Consider the following 19,379-nt stretch of genomic DNA (forward strand, 5'->3'; position numbering starts at 1 on the left):
CGTTGTGTTGACCCGTGAAGAGATGCGCAGACTACTACTGGTCAATGGCTCTGAGCAGGAGGAACTGTTTGCGGAGAGCCGCAAGGCCCGCGACCTGCACTTCGGGTCGACCGTCGTTCTGCGCGGCGTAATCGAGCTGACCAATGTCTGTCGCGTAAATTGCGACTACTGCCCGATGCGTCGTGACAACGTTCGCGAGAATGACACCTACTTCCTGACTGCAGACCGAATCGTCGAAATGGCTGGACTGATCCGGGACAGTGGAATCGACGTGGTTCTGCTGCAGGGTGGCGAGACGCCGTCAGTATTGCCGATCCTGAAGGACGCGATCCCGCGGATTCGACGGCTTTACAACAACCAGGTTGAGATCCTGCTGAACATCGGCAACCTCAAGCGCGCGCAGTACGAGCGGCTGCGCTCGATAGGCGCAACAAGCTACATCCTCAAGCACGAGACGAGCGACCCTGCTCTGCATCTCAGAATGCGCCACGAGACACTCGAGAGTCGCCTGCGGTGCATGCGTGACCTTCAAGAGGTGGGATTCAAGGTCGGCACCGGGTTGATCTCCGACCTTCCGGGGCAGACGCTGGACAGCATCGTCGACGACATCGAGTTGGCGGGTGAGCTCGGCGTAGACATGTGCAGTGTGAGCCCATTCATACCCGCTCCGAACACTCCCTTGAGTCTGTCGCCAGTTGGGGGTAACGAACTGGCGCTGAACATTATTGCCCTCCTCCGACTGTGTTACCCGCAGTTGTTGATCCCCTCAGTCAGTGCGCTGGAGCGAGTCGGCAGCGGAGGACAGTCACGCGGTCTTGACGCCGGCGCGAACGTGATGACGGTCAACTTCTCCAGCGCCACCGACCAAAAGCGCTATCTGATCTACGGGAAGGACCGATTTGTCGTGACGCTGGATCACGTGCGGGGCCTGGTAAGGGCCTCAGGACTCGAACTGCGTGGATCGGTGTTCATCGACGAATACCTCATGAGTGGGGAGCCCGCAACGTGAGTACGTCCGTTTCGGACACCGCCATGTCCGAAGTTCGCACCAGTCGGTTCCTGCGCTTTTGGGCCGCTCAGTCCTTCTCTCAAATCGGCCAGCGATTCGGGCTCCTGGCGTTGCCCGTTGTTGCGATCGAGACCCTGCACGCAGGCCCCGAGGAGGTTGGCTATCTCACCGCCTCGCTCACGGCCTGCTACCTCCTGATTGGCTTGCCGGCGGGCGCGTGGGTCGACCGTTGGCTTAAGCGACCCACAATGATCAAAGCGGCGGTGGTGCGCGCAGTTGCGTTGGCGTCCATACCAGCCTTGTGGGCTCTCGATCACCTCTCGCTGGTGTGGCTCTATGCCGTCGCGATCATAGTTGGCATTGCGTCACTCTTCTTCGACGTTGCCTATCAATCCTATGTTCCGCACATTGTTTCCGAAGAGGCCATCGAGTCGGCCAACGCGCGACTGGAGTCATCAGCCCAAGTCTCCGCGACTGGCGGGCCGGCCATCGCGGGACTGCTCCTCAAGGTGGTCAGCGCTCCTGTGGTGCTCGCCATCGACGCAGTCGCGTACGTCGTATGCGTCGGATTCCTCGCCACGATCAACGACACCGAGCCATCCCGCAGCGAGCAGGAAGAGAGACGTTCCCGGCTTACCCAGGACGTCCTCGCTGGTGTCCGGCTCGTCGTGGGACATTCGGTGTTGAGGCGGCTGACTATTTCAGTCGGGGTGTCGAACTTCTTCGCCACGATCATCATGACGCTGATGCCTCTACTCATCCTCAAGACGCTGGGACTCGGAGCCGTCGTCATGGGAATAGTGCTTGGAGTCGGCACTCTTGGTGGCCTTATCGCGTCGTTCACCCTTTCAAAGATCCGCGCACGGTTGAGTGCTGGCAAAGTCATGTCAGTTGGCCTGATCCTGGCAGGTCTCTCCACAGTGGCATTCCCGATCGCTGGATCTCTTCGGGAAGCGGCGATCGCACTGCCGGTCGGGCTACTCATCCTTGGGCAATTCGGAATGACCTGGGGCGCTGTTACATTCAACATCACCCAGGTCAGCGTCCGGCAAAGGATCTGTCCCAAAGACATGCTGGCCCGGATGACAGCATCAATTCGGTTTGTCGTGTGGGGAAGCATGCCTTTCGCATCCATCCTGGCCGGCTGGCTCGGCTCACATCTCGGGATCGTGACGTGCATGTGGATCGGTGTGGTGGGGGCCTTCTTCACGGCATTTCCTATTGTTGGAGTGGACCGGCTGATCCAGGCCTCAGCACCTGCTTCGGTTCCCAATGTCTGAGGCGCGCCGGAAACTGGCCAACGCCGTTGTGTCGTCCGGCGGTCGGTTCGGTGGGATGCACCGCCCCGAACCTGCTGCCGCCCGCATTGAGCGGTGTGCAGAGCAGTACTTGAAGGCCGGGGTCGGGGACGGAGACCTTGTCCTCCTCGCCGGTCTAGCGCCAGACACTCTCCTGGTGGCCGTAGCGGCCTGCTGGAGCGTCGGGGCAGCCGCATGGGTAACTCCCCGCGAGCCGTCGGAGATACAGGTGGACGATGCGTCGTTCGTGGTTACTCCCGATTCCACCGTGGACCGGACTGCTGAGGTCGTGGTGCAGAGCTGCGGGGAAGAGATAGCACGCGTGTCCACAGCCCTTGGACTCGTACACGAGACTTCGGGGTCTACCGGCGAGCCCAAGCTGGCGAGGCGTAGCGTTGACAGCCTCCTCGCGGAGCACATCGGCTACCGCGGAGGGATGGGGCTCGGCGCCGAGGACACCGTACGGATCCCAGTACCGACAGCACACTCCTTCGGCTCCGGAGTGGCACTCGCTGGACTACTGTCCGGCTGCTGCGTTGACCTACGTCCGTTCACCACCACCGCAGGCGTCGCCGTGGACTTGGATCGGGGAGCTGCTACCAAGCTTGCCGTCACCCCAGCCCTACTGCGCCTACTCACACGTACTAGGCGGCGGGGCGACAGCCAGCCGCGGGCAATCCTGGTTGGCGCGGGCCCGGTTTCCGAGGAGCTTGACGCTGCGTGCATAGCCCGCTTCGGCGTTCCTATCACGCGAGGGTATGGATCAACTGAGACCGGCGGAATATTCATAGGCACCTGCGGGATCGGTCAACCAATCCCGTCCGTCGGCATCGTCAACCCCCAGTCTGGGTCTCGCGGTGAACTGGTCGTTCGCACGGGAACCCCTGTACTCGGCTACGCCCATGAGCCCACACGCGAGTCGCTCCTCTGGAACACGGGAGACATCGTCGATCGCGATGCCTCAGGCCAGGTGTGGTTCATCGAACGCAAGCCGGGCGCTCTACGGGCCAATGGGAAGTTCATTAACGTCGGCCCGGTCGAAGCTGCCCTCGGCAAGATCGAGGGTGTGACGGAGATAGTGTTCGCGGTCCTCCCGCGGTCTGGCAACACTGAGTTCGAAGACGTCTTCGCTGTAGTGGGCGGGATGCCGGCGTCGCGAGAGGCCGTGGAATGGGTGCTGCACACCACCACACCGCCCGGTTTCACTCCGCACCTGAGGATCTTTGACGAACTACCGCGAACCAACCTCGGAAAACTGGACCGGTCCGCGCTCATGGAATGGATCAAGCGCGATGCATGACGAGGCGTTGTCACCGAGTGGTGTCCACGGGCAGAACATAGAGCTGAGCACTGGACGAGATGCCGGACAGGATAAACGGGAAGCCGAGGTCACGGTAGAAGCAGTGGTCGAAGTGATTGTCGCCGCGGCCGGCAATGCTGGGGCCGACAAGGCCGCCTTGACCCGACTGCGAGGCTTGCTCACCTCAGGCCAAGACGCATTGCTGAGGACGCCCGCAGAGCTTGGGATCGATTCCCTGACCTGGCTGGAAGTACTCACGGTGCTGGAGGAGACCTACGACGTCCTCCTCCTCGATGCGGTGGCTACGACCCCACAATCACGTACGGTCCTAGGCCTTGCCCGTGCGTTGACGCAATGCCTGAGCGAACGAAGCAACCGGCTCAGCCCTGAGAAGTGAGCCGCCAGGACACATGCCACGAGTAGGCCAGGTTCAAAAGAGAGGTCGACAGTCACATGAGACTCGTTGCAAGCGGTGAGCGATTCCGGATCATCGACGACTTCTTGTTGTCGGACGACCTGGACGAGATCCGTTCGCTCATGAAACGGAGGCAGTTCGATCGGGTTGCCAGCGTCGTCTATCCAGAGGCTGACGGGCCTGCTCTGCGCTCACGGGGCGCGCTGCTACGACAGGATTCTGTGGAACTGGCGGTTGACGTACAGGGGAACGGCACACCGCCAGGCGCCCACGCGGCGATCCTCCAAGAGCTCCGCTCGCACCCCGACCTGTTCGGTACAGCCGGGGAAGACTGGTCTGTCGTCGGATTCAGCTTTTGGCAGTACCCCGCAGGGAGCCGGCTCGGCTGGCACAACGATGTAGCCACAGGTCGGCAGGGGGAGTTCGTCTTTTTCCTGCACGAGGAGTGGAAGGCGTCCTGGGCTGGCGAGCTCATTCTGTTGGATGTCGATCCGGCGGCCATCAACCTCGACACAACAGGCATGTCCCCGCTGGAGGTCGTCGAGGCGAAGGCGAGCCTGGCTTCGCACGCCCTGACAGCCATCGTGCCCAAGCCAAATCGACTGGTCCTCGTCAAGGAGGGAACCATCCACTGCATTCACCGGGTAGACCACACGGCGGGAGAGACCCTGCGACAGACGATGACAGGGTTCGTTGCCGCCCATTCCCCGGATAGATGGCAGCAATCCGCCGGTCGCAACATCGACCGCCTGACGTCCATGCTCGGTTCGAACTGAAGTATTCGGTTCGCGCGCCCCGATTCCTCGCTAGATTGGAAACAAGATCATGGAAGAACTGTGGATCACCGAAGGGCCCCGGGAGTTCGAGCGATGGCTCGTCCAGGGGAAGGTCGACCCGAAGCAGGTCGAGCGGATTAGAGAGGGCCTAGAAATCACCGCCAAAGGGCGGATCGGCGAGGTAGGTGGCGAGCAGTCCCCGGAGATCTACTTTCCGGACCTGGCCGCCCGGCCGTGGTGGAATCGTAGCGACTTCCCTTGGCTCGACCGGCTCGAGGAGTCTGCGCCCGCAATTCTTGAGGAGTTGCAGGCCCGTAAGGTGGGCGCAGACGATGCTGTATCACATCCGACAGGGTTGGCCCAGGATGGCAAGTGGCGTGCGTTGTATCTATCGTGCATTGGCCGGCCGTACTCTAAAAACGTTGCGGCATTCCCGCAGACGCTGAAGACGCTTTCGGAGATTCCGGGGGGAGCTGACTGCGGTATGACCTACTTCTCCACCATCCTGGGCGGCACACACATTCGTCCGCACTCCGGTTTCACCAACGCCCACCTGCGGTGCCACCTTTCGCTGGTTGCGACCGAGGGCTCTCGCATCCGAGTTGCGACAGAGGAGCGAGCCTGGGAGGAGGGTAAGGCGTTCGTCTTCGACGATTCCTTTGAGCATGAGGTCTGGAACGAAGGCGATGAACGGCGGACGGTGCTGCTCTTCGATTTCTGGCACCCAGACCTGTCCGCTCCGGAGATCGAGGCGCTGACCTACATGATGGGCGTGTGGCGGCGAATGTACTCGCGGCACTTCTGGGCACACCAGATGGACACTTCGGCCAATCGGGGTTCTTCCACACTGCTCGCCTCGTAGAAGGATCTGTCATGACTGCCGAAGCTTGGTTCGAAACGGAAGAGTTCCTGAGTGGTCTGCTCTGTCCGCCCGACCCTGACCTGGCACGAGCGCTCCACGTAAGCGAGCAGGCGGACCTCCCAGCCATCAACATCTCGCCGCTGCAGGGTAAGCAAGTCAGCTTTCTGGCGAAGATGGTCGGTGCCCGGCGGATTCTCGAGGTGGGAAGCTTGGCCGGCTACAGCGCACTTTGGCTGGCAAAGACGCTGCCACAGGATGGTTGCATGGTGACCATCGAGAACAATCCGCTGCATGCCGTGATCGCCGCCGACAACATCAAGGCGGCTGGCTTTGATGATCGGGTGGAGGTGCGATTGGGTAACGCCTCTGAACAATTGGCTCTGCTGGTCGCGGAGAAGGTCGAGCCATTCGACTTCTTCTTCATCGACGCCGACGAGCACAACAACGTGACCTACTTCGAGAGCTGCCTGCAGCTCAGTCGCCCCGGCAGTGTCATTGTCTTCGACAACGTCGTAAGGTCCGGGGAGGTCCGAAACCTGGGGACGTCAAATGGCGCCGTCCGCGCGACGCAACGGCTACTCGAGCTGGTCGGTGGCTCTGATCGAGTCGACGGAGTGGTCTTCCAGACAGTCGGTAAGCGAGGACATGACGGCATGCTCGCTGTGCGGATCTGCTGACCATCACGGATGCTGGGCGCAGGTCGTTGCTGTAGGTGCCTGCTGGTCATCGCCACAGGCACCTACACCCAGAGCCGCACATCGGCGTCCGGAGACCTCATAGGGCCGGGGAGAAGTGCCGACGGATCGACGACCAGCATGGGGCCGTCTTCCCGCACGGGTGACCCTGCACGGGTCGGTCCTCCGGGCGGGTGTTGTCGCACGGGACCGTGACACACACGGCCGCAGTTGGTGGAGGCGTCAACCTCGGCCCTTGAAGGCGAGTCCGCGCCCTATCCCGCGTCTTCATCTGACTACACTCCGCGCCCGTCGAACTGACTGTGATGGGGCATCCGCATACCTGGCCCCACCCTGAGCAATAGTCAAGAGTTGTGGGTGGGGCCTTCCGACGCGGGGATCTCGGCTGCTGCGAGCCCGGCTTCGTCGCGCACCTGTGGGTCGGAGTGGTGGAGGAACGGCTCGATCAGCAGCCGGGCCCGCGGGTCGTGGGTGGCGCCGAGGATGTAGAGAGCGTGTTCGAGGAGTTCGCGCTCCATCGTCGGCATGGCGGACGCCAGGGGTTCGACAAGGTCCAGTGGCAGGCGGTGGTGGTTGAACGCCTCGCTGATCGAGTTCAGGGCGGACTCGCGGACCCTGGTCACTGATTCGTTGAGGGCCAGGCTGACCAGGCGACCGACGACCAGGCGGGCGGTGTCGGTGTCGAGTGCGGTGCCGCGCAGGCGGTCCCCGAGGTCGGCGGCGGCGACATCCCGACGGTTCGGATCACGGTCAGTCAGCGCTTCAAGTGCCGCAAACACGTCGTTCATGCCGCCACCTCGACCCGCTCGACCAGGACGCCGTTCTCGAAGCGCGCACCGGAACGGACCAGGGCCACGAGGTGGGCGCCGGTGATCGCGCGCCATCGCGCCTGGGCGGACTCGACGAGCTTGAACACCATCGCGAGCGCGGCCGCCGGGCTGCCGGCTCCCCGGGTGATCTTGGTTCGCAGCTTGACCGTGGAGAACGTGGACTCGATGGGGTTCGTGGTCCGCAGGTGGATCCAGTGCTCGGCCGGGAAGTCGTAGAACGCGAGCAGTTCCTCCCGGTCGTCGGTGATCTTCGCGACGGCCTTGGGGAACTTGGCGCCGTAGGTCTTCGCGAACGCCTCGATCGCCTTCTCAGCGTGGCCGCGGTCCTCGGCGTTGTAGATCTCCTGCATCGCCTTCGTCGCCCCCGGCTGCGCGGACTTGGGCAGGCAGTTGGTGACGTTGCGGGATTTGTGAACCCAGCACCTCTGCGGCCGGGAACACCTCGGCGAGCGCCCGCCACAGGCCCATAGCGCCGTCGCCGACGACCAGCTCGGGGTCGCGCATGCCGCGGCGTCGGCAGTCGCGCAGCAGGTCGGCCCACGACTCGGTGGACTCCCGCAGGCCCTCAGCCAGCGCGATCAGCTCCTTCGTGCCGTCCAGTCGCACGCCGAGCAGGACCAGCACGCACGAGTGCGCCTGGCTGAGGCGGACCTTCGGGTGCACGCCGTCGGCCCAGACGTAGACGTAGTCACGGTCGGACAGGTCCCGGGTCTGGAAGGCCGCATGGTCGTCGCTCCACTGCTTCGTCAGCCGGGTGACAGTGGCCGGGGACAGGCCGGCGGCGCCGCCGAAGAACTGCTCCAGCGCGGGGACGAAGTCCCCGGACGACAGTCCGTGCAGGTAGAGCAGCGGCAGCACCTCGGAGATCTTCGGCGACTTGCGGCACCACGGAGCCAGGATCTTCGAGGAGAACCGCTTGCGCTCGCCCGTTGCGTCGTCGACGCGTCGGTCGTTCACCCGCGGCGCGGTGACCTCGACCGGGCCGGCCGCGGTGACCACGGTGCGGGGCCGGTGGTGGCCGTTGCGGACGACCAGGCGGTGCCCACGCTCGTCGGTCTCGGCAGCCAACTCGGCTATGTACTGGTTGACTTCCGCCTCCAGCGCGGCGGCCAGCATCCGACGGGCGCCCTCGCGGACGATCTCGTCGATCAAGGAGCCGGACTGGGTCGAGCCGTCGTCAGTGATTACGCTGAGCACGGGCGTGCCTTCCCGACCCGCGCTGCAACGCGGGCCTACTCGGAGACCATCAAAGGATCATTCGGGAAGGTACGCCTTGCACGTTCCTGCCGGAACTGATCCACAGGTCTCCAGCATTGCTCAACGTCTTTTCCCCACCGCCCTGTTGAGGCCGGTGGGACGTGAGCGGAAGCATTTGCTGTCGATCGCCGGCCCGCCGACAACCGTCCGTGTCCCTTGAGCCTCCGCCAACTTGAACTTGCAGGTCAAAGGGCTGGTGTGGCCGATCCTCAGGGCGCTCATGCTGGTCGTGGGCGGGAGGCCACGGCGAAGATCATCCGTCAGCGGTTGACTTCGAGGTTCGTCAAGGCGAGCAGGGCTCGCAGGAGCTGAGTGGCGGGTCAAGGCCCCGTCGCCCACCGCGAACTCATGGCCTCCGTCGAGCACCGTTCCCACAAGGGGCTCAACAACCGGGCCGAGAACAGCCACCTACCGACACGCCAGCGCGAACGCGCCATGAAGTACCTCCGCTCGCCCGGCGCTGCGCAACGGTTCCTGTCCGCGTTCAGCGGCATCTCACCCCACTTCAGGCCCCGACGCCATCTCCTGACCGCCGCTCAGCACCGCTTCGAGATGACCCTCCGCTTCACCATCGGGAACCACATCACCGGCGCGGCCGACCAGCCCGCCGCCTGACCCAAGACTCCAAACCCGGCCCCACCACACCCCGACACACCAACAAGCGATCACGTACCCAACAACGTGACAGTGCCCGCCGGAACCATCCATCTCGGCACCGGGCTTGACTTGGCGGCCGCGGCGTTAACTTCGTGGCATTGCTTCAACCGCATGATCGGCCAGCTCTATCACTGCCTTCAACACCGCAAGCTGTTCGACGAAGACACCGCCTTCCCCACCGCACTGGTCGCTGCCGCTTGACGCGTTGGCATCGTGAGGTGTCTGGTGCTACTTCCTCTGGAACCTCAAGGTCCCAGTCTCCAGGTGTCCACGATCAAGGGGAAGCTTCAGAAGGGAACTTCTCCAAGCTCGCAGACATCGTCTGGCACCGGGCCGACACCCTGATCTGGCTCGACTTCCCGCTGCCCCTGATCCTGTACCGGATCACCCGCCGCAGCCTGCGTCAGCTGGCCGGCCGCGAGGACAGCGCACAGGCCCGGCGTCTCACCTGGTCCACTGCGTTCTTCGCCCGCCGGTCACTCCTGCGCACCGCCATCCGCGAGTACCGCGCCAACCGGCCCCGCTACGCCCGACAGGTGGCCGAGACCGCCAGCCTCGGCGTCGAGGTCGTACGGCTCCGCAGCCCACGGGAGGTCCAGCGCTGGAAGCAGCGGACCGCGAAAGGGCCGGCGGAGAGCCGCTCACGAGCGGCCCGGCACACCACCGGCCCTTAACCAGCATCTCCGCGACCGACATGACGCCGGCGCAGGGAAGCCTCACCAGCGTACAAGGCGCCCTGGCAGCGACGACCTGAAGGAACACAACCGAGTGATCCCCCGCAACCGCCCCGTGATCAACGAGCGGGACATCGCCCAGCAGGCCGGTGTCCCGCTCGCCACCTGGAGACGCCGTGACGCACCCGGATTCCGGCAACGCGTGCCCGCGCTCTTCGACAGCCGCGTACACGTCTACGACCAGGCCCAGGCGCACGCCTTCCTCACCGGACAGCCCATCCCCTCACTGCCCGCCGAGCCACACCCCGACGATCTGCTCAACGACGAGGAGGCCGCAGCCCTGCTCGGAGTGACACCCGGCACCGTCCGCGCCTACGCCAGCCAGAACTACCTCCCACGAGGCACAACCGTCTACAGCCTCCGCCTCTGGACCCGCCGGGACATCGAGACCCGCCGCGACACCCCTCCCCGCCAGGGACAGGGCGGCGGACGCCCCCTCGGCAAAGCCGACCCCAACAAGGCCCACGCCTACGAAGGCGACCCCCGCCTGCACATCGCTGCAGAAGCTCTCACCGCATCACCGCAGACCCCCCGCACGCACCTCGCTACCGCCCTGGCCAAACAGCACGGCAGTTCCACCCGCACCTGGCAACGCCTGCTCACGCAGGCCGCCCGCACCCCCGCCCAGTGACGACCGCCGTCCGTCGCTCATGGACGGCGGCATCGACCCCGTGGCTGTGGGCGACATCCCCTCCCGGATCGGCGCCGCCGGTCTGGAGGCACTACCGGACTGCCGGAGCACCTGCGGCGGCGACCAGGGCGAGAGCTTCCGCCACGTGCCGGTCAGGGTCCCGCACCCCAGGGCGTCGTGACGCCGGGCATCCAGTTCAGCCCATACCCGTTTCGCCTGCGGGCGCACCCCGCCCAGAAGGACATAGCCCCACCGCATCGCGGTGTGCTCGATGAGGCGCAGGCCCCGGCCGGTGGTGTCACCGGGATCCGGTGTGCGCAGTTCGGGCAGTCGTGAGGGTGTCCGGTCGACCACGGCGAGATGCACGTACCAGTCGGCTGGGCGGTCGATCACGACCCGGACAGTGCGGCCGTGGGCGTGGCGGATTGCGTTGGTCATCAGCTCGGACAGCAGCAGCGCCGCATCATCTGACAGGATGTCCAGGCCCCACGTGGCTGTCACGACGCGCGCCAGGACCCGTGCCTCTCGTACCGCCTCGGGGATGCGCGGCATAGTCACGGTGTAGCCCGGGTGACCCATGCTGCGAGGCGCCGCTACCGCGCTCACGCCACCACCGTGACGATGGCCGCGGTGGTGGCGTCTGCTGGCCGGGAGTGCTGGCAGAGCAGTGTCAGCAGTGCGCGGCACTGGGTGGCGAGTGCCCATGTGTCGGTGCGGCCAATGTCGTCGGCGAGGAGTGCGCGGGTGCGGGTGAGCACGTGTACGGCGCAGTCCCGCCATTCTCCGCGCATGCGGGGCAGCTCCTGGTCCAGCTCGGGCACCAGGAGCTGCACGTGGCCCAGGAGCAGGCCGGTGACGTCGGGCACCGGCGCCGTCGAGGCATCCCACAGCACGGCCTCGTAAGTGCCGCGGATCGTCTCGACATCGAGCGGGACAGTGCGGCTGTGGTCGGTCCCAGGGTCAGACGGTCGTGTCATGCGGGCTCTCTCACATCGGTGCGATCACTCAACGGCTGGTAATCACTCAACTCCGGTGCGCGGTGGCGGGTATAGAGAGGACAGTGGATGTCACGTTGAACTGGTTGAACACGCTGGGAGCCCACGATGGGACGTCGGCCGCGCACCCCGAACCACGCCCTTGCCGCCCTCATGCAGGCGGGAGGAATCGGGAACGCCCAGCTGGCCCGGCACACGAACGCGGTAGGCCGCGAACTGGGTGTCCGGCTGCACTACGACAAGTCCACGGTCTCTCACTGGCTTGCAGGCAGCGTCCCGAAGCTGGAAGCGCAGCCGGCCATCGCTGAGGCTCTGTCGCGACTCCTCGGAAGGCCCGTAACCTGCGCGGAGATCGGCTGGCCGACCAGCGAGTCAGCCGCTGAGCCGGATGTGGTGGCGGACGTGATCGATCTGAGTCGCGCGGACATGGATCCCTCACGCCGGGGCGTACTGGCAACCGGCATGTACGCGGCCGCACTCGCAGTCCCCCGGTACGACGACGTGGTGAACCGGGAGCGGCAGGAATCGGTGCGCGCCGGACGGACCGTGCGGATCGGCGCCGCCGACGTCGCAACGGTCCGGACCATGACCGACAAGCTCGCGGACATCCTGGACCAAGTCGGCGCGGGCCACGCGCGGCCGATGGCGGCGGCGTGGCTGGTCAACACCGCCGCTCCCTACCTTCGGGCGAGCGCAACGGACCAAGTGAAGCGCGACATGCGCGCCGCCGTGGCCGACCTGGTCTACCTCACCGGCTGGATGGCCATGTACGAAAATCAGCAGGGTCTCGGGCAGCAGTACTACCTGCGCGCCCTCGAACTCGCGGGCGGCGCCGAGGACCACCTGACGTACTGCCGCACCCTGCGTGGCATGAGCCTGCAAGCCACCCACCTCGGACACGGCAAACGCGGGCTGGAACTCGCCGACGCCGCCGCCGAAGCCGCACCCGTCGCAGGGCCCCGCCTCACCGCCTTCCTGCGCGGACAGCAGGCCGCTGCCGCCGCCATGACGGACAACGGCCGGCGCACCGCCCTCGCGCGCCTGAGCGAGGCGGAGACCGCCCTGTCCCGCGCCGACGACCGTCGCGACGCCGTGGGCGGATACGACCAGGCCGCCTACTGGTTCCACCAGGCACACGTCCTGTGGCACGTGGGCGACCACGCCCGATCCATCACAGCCCTGTACCGCTCGAACAGTGCCCGCTCACCCCTGGAACGTCAGGGCCGCCTGCACTGCCTGGGCGTCATCGCCGAACGACAGCTCCGCATGCGCCACGTAGAAGCTGCTTGCGCCACCTGGCACACATTCCTCGATGAACACGTCACCGTCTCCTCAGCCCGAGGTGACACCCACCTGAAAACACTCCTCCAGGCTCTGCCGGCCCACCGGGGCATTGCCGCCGCCCGGGACCTCGAAGAACGCGCTCGGCAGGTAACCGCGCTCAAAGCGGTCTGACACGGCCTGATCTCACGCTTCCAGGATCCTCCCGGCCGTCCTCCATGACCAGGAGAGGGACGCTGCCGTTCGCGGAACCATCTCCGCGGACGGTAGCGTTAGAGTCATCTGCGTGCTCGTTGGTGCGGTGACCTGCGCTGGAGCACGGGCGTTACCAGCGGTTCTTTCGGGTGCTGCGCACTTCGAGGCCAGCCTCATCGAGCCAGCCGTACAAGGTCTTTGAGCTGATCCTGGCGAGTTCCCGGATGCGGGTCCGTGGCGCGTCGACGCGGGCCGCCTCGATAGCCGCCTCACGCAAGGGCTCGTACAGCCGTTCGGCCTCCGCAAGTAGCTCCGCGCGGCGTGCGCCGATCTCGGCTACCCGCCTCAGTGCGGCGGCACGCTGCTCTTCCGGAAGCTCAACCATGGGGAAACGGTATCAGCGGGAGGCTCTTGGGTCAGTCAGTTGTTTCCAGGAAACAAATAGCGCAGCGCCAGCCCTGGGTGGTGAGGGCGCGTACCAAGAGATCCGCCGCATGATGCGGGCCCAGCGACTCCTGGCTACGGGTGACGAGCGTGCCCGTGAGCGGCTCACCGATGCCGCCTCCGGTCCCCCCGGCCGGAGTGACGGGCTTGTCCGGTCCGGTTGTGGCGGGCGGGAGCTGCCGGGGGACGAACAGGGTCTCCAGCCGGTCAGGTTCGCTGCCTGAGCGCAGGAAGTCCGCGAGGTTGGCCACCACCTGCGCAGTCACCCGTTGTCCGGTCTCCTGGCCGTGCCGGCGCAGTTCGGCGTACCAACGGGCGACCGGCTCGTGACCCTGCTTCCCGGCGACGCCGACCAGGGCGCGGACGTGCGAGTCCGGCGCGGGCCCCTCAAGGGCATCGGAGATCGCCTGCGCCAGCGGCCACTCGCCGATCTCGCGGTAGGCGGGGTCTCTGGCCGTAGTCGGGGCAGACAACGTGGTCTGGTCGTTTACGACCGGAGCCGAGCTGCATCTCCGAGCTTCTCCTCGCCGAGTGCGACGACCGGGCCCGCCGACGCTCTGAACGGCGCATCAAGGCTGCCGGGTTCCCCCGTGACAAGGCTCTGCGGAAGTTCGACTTCGACGCGAACCCCAACATCGACGCGGCCGTCATCCACACCCTCGCCAAGTGTGAATGGATCAAGAAGGGCATGCCCCTCTGCCTGATCGGAGATTCCGGCACCGGCAAGTCCCACCTGCTGATCGCGCTCGGCACCGAGGCCGCGATGGCCGGCTACCGGGTCAAGTACGTGCTGGCGACCAAGCTGGTCAACGAGCTCGTCGAGGCCGCCGACGAGAAGCAGCTGACCAAGACCATCGCCCGCTACGGCCGCGTCGACCTTTTGTGCATCGACGAGCTCGGCTACATGGAACTCGACCGCCGCGGCGCCGAACTCCTCTTCCAGGTTCTGACCGAGCGGGAGGAAAAGAACAGCGTGGCGATCGCTTCGAACGAATCCTTCTCAGGCTGGACCAAGACGTTCACCGACCCCCGCCTCTGCGCGGCCATCGTCGACCGCCTCACCTTCGGCGGCAACATCATCGAGACCGGCACCGACTCCTACCGCCTCGCCACCACACGCGCCCGCGCCGAACAGCAAGCGGGCAGGTGAGCCAAGACGGCGCACCCCTCACCGACCGTTGCCGAGGCTCCCGAAGACGCGATTGACCCACTGGTCCATCCGGGTCGCGAAGTCCGACGCCGAGGAGATCCCCGAAGCTGGCAGGCAACCAGCGTCGTCCAAATCAGCGACGAAATCCACATCGGCCCAGCCTCCACGGAACAGCACAACCGACAACGCTGCCTCAGCCGGACCGGATATGACCACGCCAACCGAATCCGGATCCTGAACCCGGGCCCTGTCGGTCTCCAGTGGTTGAGGCCAGGACGCCTCGGCATCCCGCCAGGTCGGCCGACCGACTTCGAGGCCGGCCGACTCCCAGCCCGCGGTCCGCTGAGCCAGAACGGCAGCCGCCCCGTCAAGATCAACAACTCTATCCATGAGGGGATCATCCCTCATGGACAATCTCCGGCGACCAGGACCTCGAAGCCCGACAGCGAGACGACGGCCCTCTGTTCCTACTTCTGACCAACATTTTCGTGGCCGCCGACCGGTGCTCGTTCTCAGAATGAGCCGACAACCGTCCGCACCCGGATCGACTGGAAGTACGCGCTCGGCCTGGAGCTGGACGATCCCGGGTTCGATCACTCGGTGCTGTGCGAGTTCCGGGCACGACTGACCGGGGCGAATGCGGCCGACCAACTGCTGCAGGTGATGCTGAACCGGCTGGTCGAAGCCGGACTGCTTAGATGACCTCTTAGGTCCACAGGAGGCCGGGCATGAGTGCCCCGGGCCGCTACCGCCTGTTTCTGGCCCTTGGGAGCGGCCTGTGATGAGCGGCTGGTGGGTGAGTGAGAAGACCGCGCGGCGCAAGCTGGCCGCCAGGACGGGGGAGCGGGGCACCATGCCCGGCGTGCGCATCACCCTCACCGGCGAGGAGACCGGCGACGTTGTGACTGAAGATCGCCAACAGAGTCACGGCGTTGGTACCAAAGAGGCAAGCGGCCAAGCGGCAGGGAAGTGGGGCCAACTGTGGCGCAGGTGAGCGCGCGGCCTGGTGAGTCAGGACGCAGGCTGGAGATATGAAGTGGGTGCCGATCGTCGTTCAACCGGCCTTCCGAGAGTGGGGCGGTCGGCGCGTCGCCGCGGACATCCGCGGCCGACGCGAGATCCTCGGGAGTGCACACCTTGCGACGTGATGCGCGTCGCTCGCCGCCCTGATTGGTTGTCACGTTTGCGGGCCCTGGATGTGGGCTTGTCGTGGTCATGGGCGATTATTTCTGACGCAGAGTCGCCTGAGTCGCCCTGCTGTTGACCCGCACTTGGTGCCCAGTTAGCGGAGCTACTCGCCTCCCGTACCGGCCTCGCCGTCGACGGCAGCATTATGGCCCTGATGGATGACCCGGCCGCATCGAATGATGGTGAGGCGGTCTGGGCCGGCCACCGTCCATGGGGCCTCGAACGGGTCGCTGCCGGGTGCCTTGGGTGGTCCGACGAACCACCCTGTCATCTCCAGGTCCTGCTCGGCTGCGGTGTGGTCGGTGTGGAGCAGAAGCCGCCCGTGCTCTGTGTCATGCGACACCTCATAGGTTTCGGTCCAGCATGGGTCCTGCTCGGTGGCCTCCGTCGTAATTATGAGACGGTCACCGACCCTGGACGGGTACCACGCCTGCTCGGTCAGTGCGCGGCGCTTGTTCGCGTCTCCGCTGTGCAGTGTTTCTGACATGATCCCCCGACATTCGCCAAGTGTCCGACGGATGTGTAACACAGTTGGCCCATGACCACTCGGCTTTCGACGTTCTGACCGGTCAGGCCACGTAGTCGGGGCAGGCGGTGGCCCATGCCTGCTGGACGGCACGGATTTCATGATCCGTGGGCTGGCCTGGGCTGGTGGGCAGAAAACGGGCGGCGATGATCACGCGGCGGAGCTTGGCGACCATGTCGGACAGCGAGGGCTCGGCCTTCGTGGTGTACCACGGTGCCCGCTCGCGGTGTTCGGCCGCGTCGGCGGGGTGGTGGCCGTGCAGCGCGTACCAGACCACCGTGATCGTGTAGCAGTACAGGCCGAACGGGACGGTGCGCTCCACCGCCCGTTGAGTGCGGCTCCGGGCTTGGCCGACCCCGAGCAGGTCGCGGGCCTCGGCGAAGGTGACCTCGATCGACCAGCGCCAGGCGTATCGGGTGATCAGGGCCGGTGCTGTGGTGGTCAGATCGGTGGTGACCAGGGCCAGGTCGTAACCGCTGGTGGTGTCCTGGTCGCGCAGGAGGATCGCGCGGACGGTGCGGGTGTGGAAGGAGCCGTACCACAGGCAGGTGACTTCGGCCAGGTGAACGGTCTCGGTGCGCTGGTGGCGCGTGACCTGGCACGTTCGGAAGGCGGCCCGTTCGGCCAGGTCCTTGGCCGTGCCCAGCCGCGTGCCCTTCAGGGCGGGTCGGCCACGGCGGCCGGTGCGGGGCGGGGCGGGGTCGTACAGCACCGCCGAGCCCGGCAACCGGGTGGTGAACGTGCAGGTCGCGGGCAGGTTCCGCAGGGCTTTCCCGTGGTAGGCGGCGTCCGCGGCGACGTGGATACGCCGCCGCCAGTGGCACGCTGCCAGCAAGCGGATCATGGCGGCGGCCAGGTCCACCTTGGACTTCTCCTGCCCGGGCCGCCACAGCCGGGCCATCACCGGCAGGCACACCGGCCGGGCCAGGAACGGCAGTTGGACGTCAGCACCGCGTCCTCGGGCAGGAGACGGCGCACGACCAGGTGGGACAGGGAGATGCCCAGGATGTCCGGGTGCCACGGGGCACGGGAGAAGTAGGCGTGCGCGCGGTCGTGGGACCAGGCGCGCGTCAACGCGGCGCCGGTGAGCATCCCGGTCACGGTGCACCGGCCGGTCTGCGCGATCAGGCCAGTGACCAGCGCGGCGAAGGTGCGGAAGGTCGGCGCGGTGAAGTTGCCCCGCAGGAACCTCAGCACCGCCAGCAGCGAAGTGTGTACGGTCGCGTCCGGAAGCATCGGCGGGTCCCTCACTGCAGGCGACACAAAGCACTGCCGATGCTTCTCTGCTGCCCCGCCCCGCGCCGCCAGGTCAGGCCCCCATCACCCGCCCGAGCGACCCCACGACGACCAACGAAAACGTCGAAGCCCACCATGCCAGAGCATCGACGCGGGGCGGTGACTTCACTTCACCAGCAGGGCCGAGCCCGGCTGGAGATCGCCACCTGGATCCCGGGCTTCCACATAATGTGTCGCTGGCACAGCGCCGTCACCCAGCGGCCTGCCGCCCGTGGTTGCCCGAGGCCGGCGGCTACCCGCCCACTGTTGAAGCGGGGGAAGTGCGGCCTCTCCGGATCTTCCCGAGCACGGCCTGGTTATGGTTGCCGAATGCGATACGAGTGGGGCGAGTACTCCTTCGACGGAGCGGTTACCGTGGAGTGCCCTTACGCAGATGTCCTGCGCTGGCTGGTGATGCCCGACCTCATGAGCAGGTGGATAGTCGGCCTTGATGCAGTCACCCTCCTCGATTCGCAGCCCGATGTCGTCGGCGCTCACACCAGACTGGATTTCGGCGGTGGCAAATGCAGCCCGGGCACCTTCCATGGGGAAGTCGTGGAGCTGAGTGACCAGATACTCATCCGGTGCTACCGGCCTGGGTTCGATTCGGACAAATACGAACGGACCGTCCGCTACGACTTGCGCGCCACCGGTGCCGCAACCGCCTTGCGCTGCTCGGTGCAGACCAGGCTCCTCGGCTTGCCCGCCGTGCTCAGACGCCTCCCGTACCGGGACGAGCAGGTGCATCTGCACCGCAGTCTGGAACGGCTGCGCTCCTTGGCTGAAGGGCAGCAACAGCTGCCACTCCTGCGCCGTATCCGCGACTCCGGGCTGCAGGCGCAGCCTCTCTAGCGGCTCGTCTCGCATGATTGGCCAGGTGGCGAGATCACTCGACCCTCGACGATCAACGAAAACGTCGAAAGTCGAGTGACCAGTACCGACTATCTGGTCCGATCCGACCGTCACCGCCAGCCGTGCTGGCAGTGCCCCGCCATCCCGGAATAGCTTCGATGGAAGATGATATAACTTCCTGGGAAGGTAGTGTGGTGTGCATGGACGACCTGCAACCGTTGGACCGGGTGGCTCGCATTCAGGCGGACTGGCGCCGTGAGCGCCCCGACATCGACATCGGCCCGCAAGGAGTGATCGGTAGGCTGCACCGCCTGGCCGGCCTGCTCACAGGGGAACTCTGCCTCCTCTACAGCCGCTACGGCCTCAGTGAGGGAGAGTTCGACGTCCTGTGTGCGCTGCGCCGTGCCGGGGATCCCTTCGAACGGGCGCCTGGTGAGCTCGCCGTCCACACCATGGTTACCACCGGTGCGATGACCAAGCGCATCGACCGGCTGGAAAAGGCCGGGCTTGTCACGCGCCGCCGTCCCCAAGACGACCAGCGCGGCCGGATCGTCGCTCTCACCGGCCCCGGCCGGGAACTGATCGACCGGGCCTTCACCGACCACATGCGCAACGAACACCACCTGCTGAGCCTGCTGACGCCCACCGAGGCCGTAGCACTCGAGACGCTCCTCACCAACTGGCTCACCCGCATGGAACACCCGCGCCCCGCCAACGAAGGGTAAGAGCAACCGGCACCCTGCAGGCACAAGATGCAGGAAGGCCGCCCCGGTTCCCGGATCCGACCCCTGGCTTGATGGCTGCCAGGCCAGGGGTGGCGGTACTGACCGCCGCAGCTGCCGACTGCTGCGCGCACCACAAAGGCGGTCCCCTCCTCGAAGAGGCGGGACTGGTCCACTTTCCCTCAACTGGCTCGGGCGCCCGCAACGACAGGCGAGGACCATGAGCCGCGGTCCACTCAAGGCCCCCCCAGACCAGGTAAGGGCTGGGGGGGGCAGCCTGTCGTACT

Annotated in this window: 23 protein-coding genes and 5 pseudogenes; 18 read left to right on the forward strand and 10 right to left on the reverse strand. The window is 65.9% G+C overall.

Annotated features, from left to right (window positions below; all coding sequences use genetic code 11):
• Positions 1–7: 7 nt before the first annotated feature.
• The 7 genes from ACIPK3_RS32480 to ACIPK3_RS32510 all read left to right on the forward strand — a co-directional run bounded on the left by ACIPK3_RS32480 (position 8) and on the right by ACIPK3_RS32510 (position 6,337).
• A complete protein-coding gene (locus ACIPK3_RS32480) occupies positions 8–1,009 on the forward strand; it encodes a radical SAM protein (RefSeq protein WP_402575557.1) in 1,002 nt (333 codons plus the stop codon).
• Positions 1,006–2,289: an MFS transporter gene (locus tag ACIPK3_RS32485; RefSeq protein ID WP_402575559.1), complete on the forward strand. Its 1,284-nt coding sequence runs from the start codon at positions 1,006–1,008 to the stop codon at positions 2,287–2,289. The genes ACIPK3_RS32480 and ACIPK3_RS32485 overlap by 4 nt, the downstream gene beginning before the upstream one ends.
• 175 nt (positions 2,290–2,464) lie before the next feature.
• Positions 2,465–3,607, forward strand: coding sequence for an AMP-binding protein (locus ACIPK3_RS32490; protein WP_402575561.1), 1,143 nt, complete (start codon positions 2,465–2,467; stop codon positions 3,605–3,607).
• Entirely contained in the window at positions 3,600–4,004 is a 405-nt protein-coding gene (locus ACIPK3_RS32495) for a hypothetical protein (protein WP_402575563.1), read from the forward strand. The genes ACIPK3_RS32490 and ACIPK3_RS32495 overlap by 8 nt, the downstream gene beginning before the upstream one ends.
• Before the next feature lie 56 nt (positions 4,005–4,060).
• On the forward strand, positions 4,061–4,798 hold the full coding sequence (locus tag ACIPK3_RS32500; RefSeq protein WP_402575565.1) for a 2OG-Fe(II) oxygenase family protein: 738 nt from the start codon (positions 4,061–4,063) through the stop codon (positions 4,796–4,798).
• A gap of 49 nt (positions 4,799–4,847) precedes the next feature.
• On the forward strand, positions 4,848–5,660 hold the full coding sequence (locus tag ACIPK3_RS32505) for an aspartyl/asparaginyl beta-hydroxylase domain-containing protein (protein WP_402575567.1): 813 nt from the start codon (positions 4,848–4,850) through the stop codon (positions 5,658–5,660).
• Positions 5,661–5,671: 11 nt separating this feature from the next.
• Positions 5,672–6,337, forward strand: coding sequence for an O-methyltransferase (locus ACIPK3_RS32510; RefSeq protein ID WP_402575569.1), 666 nt, complete (start codon positions 5,672–5,674; stop codon positions 6,335–6,337).
• Positions 6,338–6,699: 362 nt separating this feature from the next.
• On the opposite strand, the gene ACIPK3_RS32515 is transcribed toward ACIPK3_RS32510, so the two are convergent.
• Both ACIPK3_RS32515 and ACIPK3_RS32520 read right to left on the reverse strand, forming a co-directional pair.
• Complete coding sequence (locus ACIPK3_RS32515) at positions 6,700–7,143, reverse strand: hypothetical protein (RefSeq protein WP_328315493.1); 444 nt, start codon at positions 7,141–7,143, stop codon at positions 6,700–6,702.
• Positions 7,140–8,382: pseudogene (locus ACIPK3_RS32520) on the reverse strand (IS256 family transposase). The gene ACIPK3_RS32515 and the pseudogene ACIPK3_RS32520 overlap by 4 nt, the downstream one beginning before the upstream one ends.
• A gap of 393 nt (positions 8,383–8,775) precedes the next feature.
• Here ACIPK3_RS32520 and ACIPK3_RS32525 point away from each other — a divergent pair.
• From ACIPK3_RS32525 to ACIPK3_RS32545, 5 genes and pseudogenes are all read left to right on the forward strand, one after another.
• Positions 8,776–9,057 (forward strand): annotated as a pseudogene (locus ACIPK3_RS32525) (DDE-type integrase/transposase/recombinase); the annotation flags it as partial.
• A gap of 72 nt (positions 9,058–9,129) precedes the next feature.
• Positions 9,130–9,300, forward strand: a complete 171-nt coding sequence (locus tag ACIPK3_RS32530) for a hypothetical protein (protein ID WP_402575571.1) — start codon at positions 9,130–9,132, stop codon at positions 9,298–9,300.
• 17 nt (positions 9,301–9,317) lie between these two features.
• Positions 9,318–9,773 (forward strand): hypothetical protein, encoded by a 456-nt coding sequence (locus ACIPK3_RS32535; RefSeq protein ID WP_402575573.1) that lies wholly within the window; start codon positions 9,318–9,320, stop codon positions 9,771–9,773.
• A gap of 94 nt (positions 9,774–9,867) precedes the next feature.
• A complete protein-coding gene (locus ACIPK3_RS32540) occupies positions 9,868–10,464 on the forward strand; it encodes a DNA-binding protein (protein WP_402575575.1) in 597 nt (198 codons plus the stop codon).
• Positions 10,465–10,504: 40 nt separating this feature from the next.
• Complete coding sequence (locus tag ACIPK3_RS32545) at positions 10,505–10,645, forward strand: hypothetical protein (RefSeq protein WP_402575607.1); 141 nt, start codon at positions 10,505–10,507, stop codon at positions 10,643–10,645.
• 95 nt (positions 10,646–10,740) lie between these two features.
• On the opposite strand, the pseudogene ACIPK3_RS32550 reads toward ACIPK3_RS32545, so the two are convergent.
• Together ACIPK3_RS32550 and ACIPK3_RS32555 are read right to left on the reverse strand one after the other, a co-directional pair.
• A pseudogene (locus ACIPK3_RS32550) lies at positions 10,741–11,169 on the reverse strand (ATP-binding protein); the annotation flags it as partial.
• A complete protein-coding gene (locus ACIPK3_RS32555; protein ID WP_402575577.1) occupies positions 11,067–11,441 on the reverse strand; it encodes a hypothetical protein in 375 nt (124 codons plus the stop codon). The gene ACIPK3_RS32555 and the pseudogene ACIPK3_RS32550, both read right to left, overlap by 103 nt.
• Before the next feature lie 126 nt (positions 11,442–11,567).
• Between ACIPK3_RS32555 and ACIPK3_RS32560 the strand changes: the two genes are divergently transcribed.
• The gene (locus tag ACIPK3_RS32560) at positions 11,568–12,914 is read left to right on the forward strand and encodes a hypothetical protein (RefSeq protein ID WP_402575579.1); all 1,347 of its coding nucleotides are present in this window, start codon (positions 11,568–11,570) and stop codon (positions 12,912–12,914) included.
• Positions 12,915–13,065: 151 nt separating this feature from the next.
• Here ACIPK3_RS32560 and ACIPK3_RS32565 read toward each other — a convergent pair whose 3' ends face one another.
• Positions 13,066–13,320: a hypothetical protein gene (locus ACIPK3_RS32565; protein ID WP_402575581.1), complete on the reverse strand. Its 255-nt coding sequence runs from the start codon at positions 13,318–13,320 to the stop codon at positions 13,066–13,068.
• Positions 13,321–13,351: 31 nt separating this feature from the next.
• The gene (locus tag ACIPK3_RS32570; protein WP_402575583.1) at positions 13,352–13,852 is read right to left on the reverse strand and encodes a hypothetical protein; all 501 of its coding nucleotides are present in this window, start codon (positions 13,850–13,852) and stop codon (positions 13,352–13,354) included.
• A 35-nt stretch (positions 13,853–13,887) separates the two neighbouring features.
• Here ACIPK3_RS32570 and istB point away from each other — a divergent pair.
• Positions 13,888–14,529, forward strand: a pseudogene (gene istB, locus ACIPK3_RS32575) (IS21-like element helper ATPase IstB); the annotation flags it as partial.
• Positions 14,530–14,547: 18 nt separating this feature from the next.
• Here istB and ACIPK3_RS32580 read toward each other — a convergent pair.
• Positions 14,548–14,937, reverse strand: a complete 390-nt coding sequence (locus ACIPK3_RS32580; protein WP_402575585.1) for a hypothetical protein — start codon at positions 14,935–14,937, stop codon at positions 14,548–14,550.
• 123 nt (positions 14,938–15,060) lie between these two features.
• On the opposite strand from ACIPK3_RS32580, the pseudogene ACIPK3_RS32585 reads away from it, so the two are divergent.
• Positions 15,061–15,157: pseudogene (locus tag ACIPK3_RS32585) on the forward strand (transposase); the annotation flags it as partial.
• A gap of 168 nt (positions 15,158–15,325) precedes the next feature.
• On the forward strand, positions 15,326–15,523 hold the full coding sequence (locus ACIPK3_RS32590; protein WP_402575587.1) for a hypothetical protein: 198 nt from the start codon (positions 15,326–15,328) through the stop codon (positions 15,521–15,523).
• Positions 15,524–15,820: 297 nt separating this feature from the next.
• On the opposite strand, the gene ACIPK3_RS32595 is transcribed toward ACIPK3_RS32590, so the two are convergent.
• The 3 genes from ACIPK3_RS32595 to ACIPK3_RS32605 all read right to left on the reverse strand — a co-directional run bounded on the left by ACIPK3_RS32595 (position 15,821) and on the right by ACIPK3_RS32605 (position 17,479).
• Positions 15,821–16,204 (reverse strand): hypothetical protein, encoded by a 384-nt coding sequence (locus tag ACIPK3_RS32595; protein ID WP_402575589.1) that lies wholly within the window; start codon positions 16,202–16,204, stop codon positions 15,821–15,823.
• A gap of 82 nt (positions 16,205–16,286) precedes the next feature.
• Positions 16,287–17,144, reverse strand: a complete 858-nt coding sequence (locus ACIPK3_RS32600; RefSeq protein WP_402575591.1) for a transposase — start codon at positions 17,142–17,144, stop codon at positions 16,287–16,289.
• Complete coding sequence (locus tag ACIPK3_RS32605; protein WP_402575593.1) at positions 17,144–17,479, reverse strand: transposase; 336 nt, start codon at positions 17,477–17,479, stop codon at positions 17,144–17,146. Before ACIPK3_RS32605 ends, ACIPK3_RS32600 begins: the two co-directional genes overlap by 1 nt.
• A gap of 369 nt (positions 17,480–17,848) precedes the next feature.
• Here ACIPK3_RS32605 and ACIPK3_RS32610 point away from each other — a divergent pair, with 369 nt between their 5' ends.
• Positions 17,849–18,370 carry an SRPBCC domain-containing protein gene (locus ACIPK3_RS32610; RefSeq protein WP_402575595.1) on the forward strand — a complete coding sequence of 174 codons (522 nt, stop codon included), beginning with the start codon at positions 17,849–17,851 and terminating at the stop codon, positions 18,368–18,370.
• A gap of 200 nt (positions 18,371–18,570) precedes the next feature.
• Positions 18,571–19,095, forward strand: a complete 525-nt coding sequence (locus ACIPK3_RS32615; protein WP_402575596.1) for a MarR family winged helix-turn-helix transcriptional regulator — start codon at positions 18,571–18,573, stop codon at positions 19,093–19,095.
• The last annotated feature ends 284 nt before the right edge of the window (positions 19,096–19,379 follow it).

The organism is Streptomyces sp. NPDC086787 (assembly GCF_044745865.1).
GTDB lineage: Bacteria > Actinomycetota > Actinomycetes > Streptomycetales > Streptomycetaceae > Streptomyces.

What these genes read in the sequence shown, in the direction of transcription:
- ACIPK3_RS32580 (WP_402575585.1), bottom strand. Translation starts at nt 14,937, where the DNA reads ATGAGGGATGATCCCCTCATGGATAGAGTTGTTGATCTTGACGGGGCG.
- ACIPK3_RS32510 (WP_402575569.1), top strand. Translation starts at nt 5,672, where the DNA reads ATGACTGCCGAAGCTTGGTTCGAAACGGAAGAGTTCCTGAGTGGTCTG.
- ACIPK3_RS32600 (WP_402575591.1), bottom strand. Translation starts at nt 17,144, where the DNA reads ATGGCCCGGCTGTGGCGGCCCGGGCAGGAGAAGTCCAAGGTGGACCTG.
- ACIPK3_RS32560 (WP_402575579.1), top strand. Translation starts at nt 11,568, where the DNA reads ATGGGACGTCGGCCGCGCACCCCGAACCACGCCCTTGCCGCCCTCATG.
- ACIPK3_RS32610 (WP_402575595.1), top strand. Translation starts at nt 17,849, where the DNA reads ATGCGATACGAGTGGGGCGAGTACTCCTTCGACGGAGCGGTTACCGTG.
- ACIPK3_RS32565 (WP_402575581.1), bottom strand. Translation starts at nt 13,320, where the DNA reads ATGGTTGAGCTTCCGGAAGAGCAGCGTGCCGCCGCACTGAGGCGGGTA.
- ACIPK3_RS32495 (WP_402575563.1), top strand. Translation starts at nt 3,600, where the DNA reads ATGCATGACGAGGCGTTGTCACCGAGTGGTGTCCACGGGCAGAACATA.
- ACIPK3_RS32615 (WP_402575596.1), top strand. Translation starts at nt 18,571, where the DNA reads ATGGACGACCTGCAACCGTTGGACCGGGTGGCTCGCATTCAGGCGGAC.
- ACIPK3_RS32515 (WP_328315493.1), bottom strand. Translation starts at nt 7,143, where the DNA reads ATGAACGACGTGTTTGCGGCACTTGAAGCGCTGACTGACCGTGATCCG.
- ACIPK3_RS32505 (WP_402575567.1), top strand. Translation starts at nt 4,848, where the DNA reads ATGGAAGAACTGTGGATCACCGAAGGGCCCCGGGAGTTCGAGCGATGG.
- ACIPK3_RS32595 (WP_402575589.1), bottom strand. Translation starts at nt 16,204, where the DNA reads ATGTCAGAAACACTGCACAGCGGAGACGCGAACAAGCGCCGCGCACTG.
- ACIPK3_RS32500 (WP_402575565.1), top strand. Translation starts at nt 4,061, where the DNA reads ATGAGACTCGTTGCAAGCGGTGAGCGATTCCGGATCATCGACGACTTC.
- ACIPK3_RS32605 (WP_402575593.1), bottom strand. Translation starts at nt 17,479, where the DNA reads ATGCTTCCGGACGCGACCGTACACACTTCGCTGCTGGCGGTGCTGAGG.
- ACIPK3_RS32555 (WP_402575577.1), bottom strand. Translation starts at nt 11,441, where the DNA reads ATGACACGACCGTCTGACCCTGGGACCGACCACAGCCGCACTGTCCCG.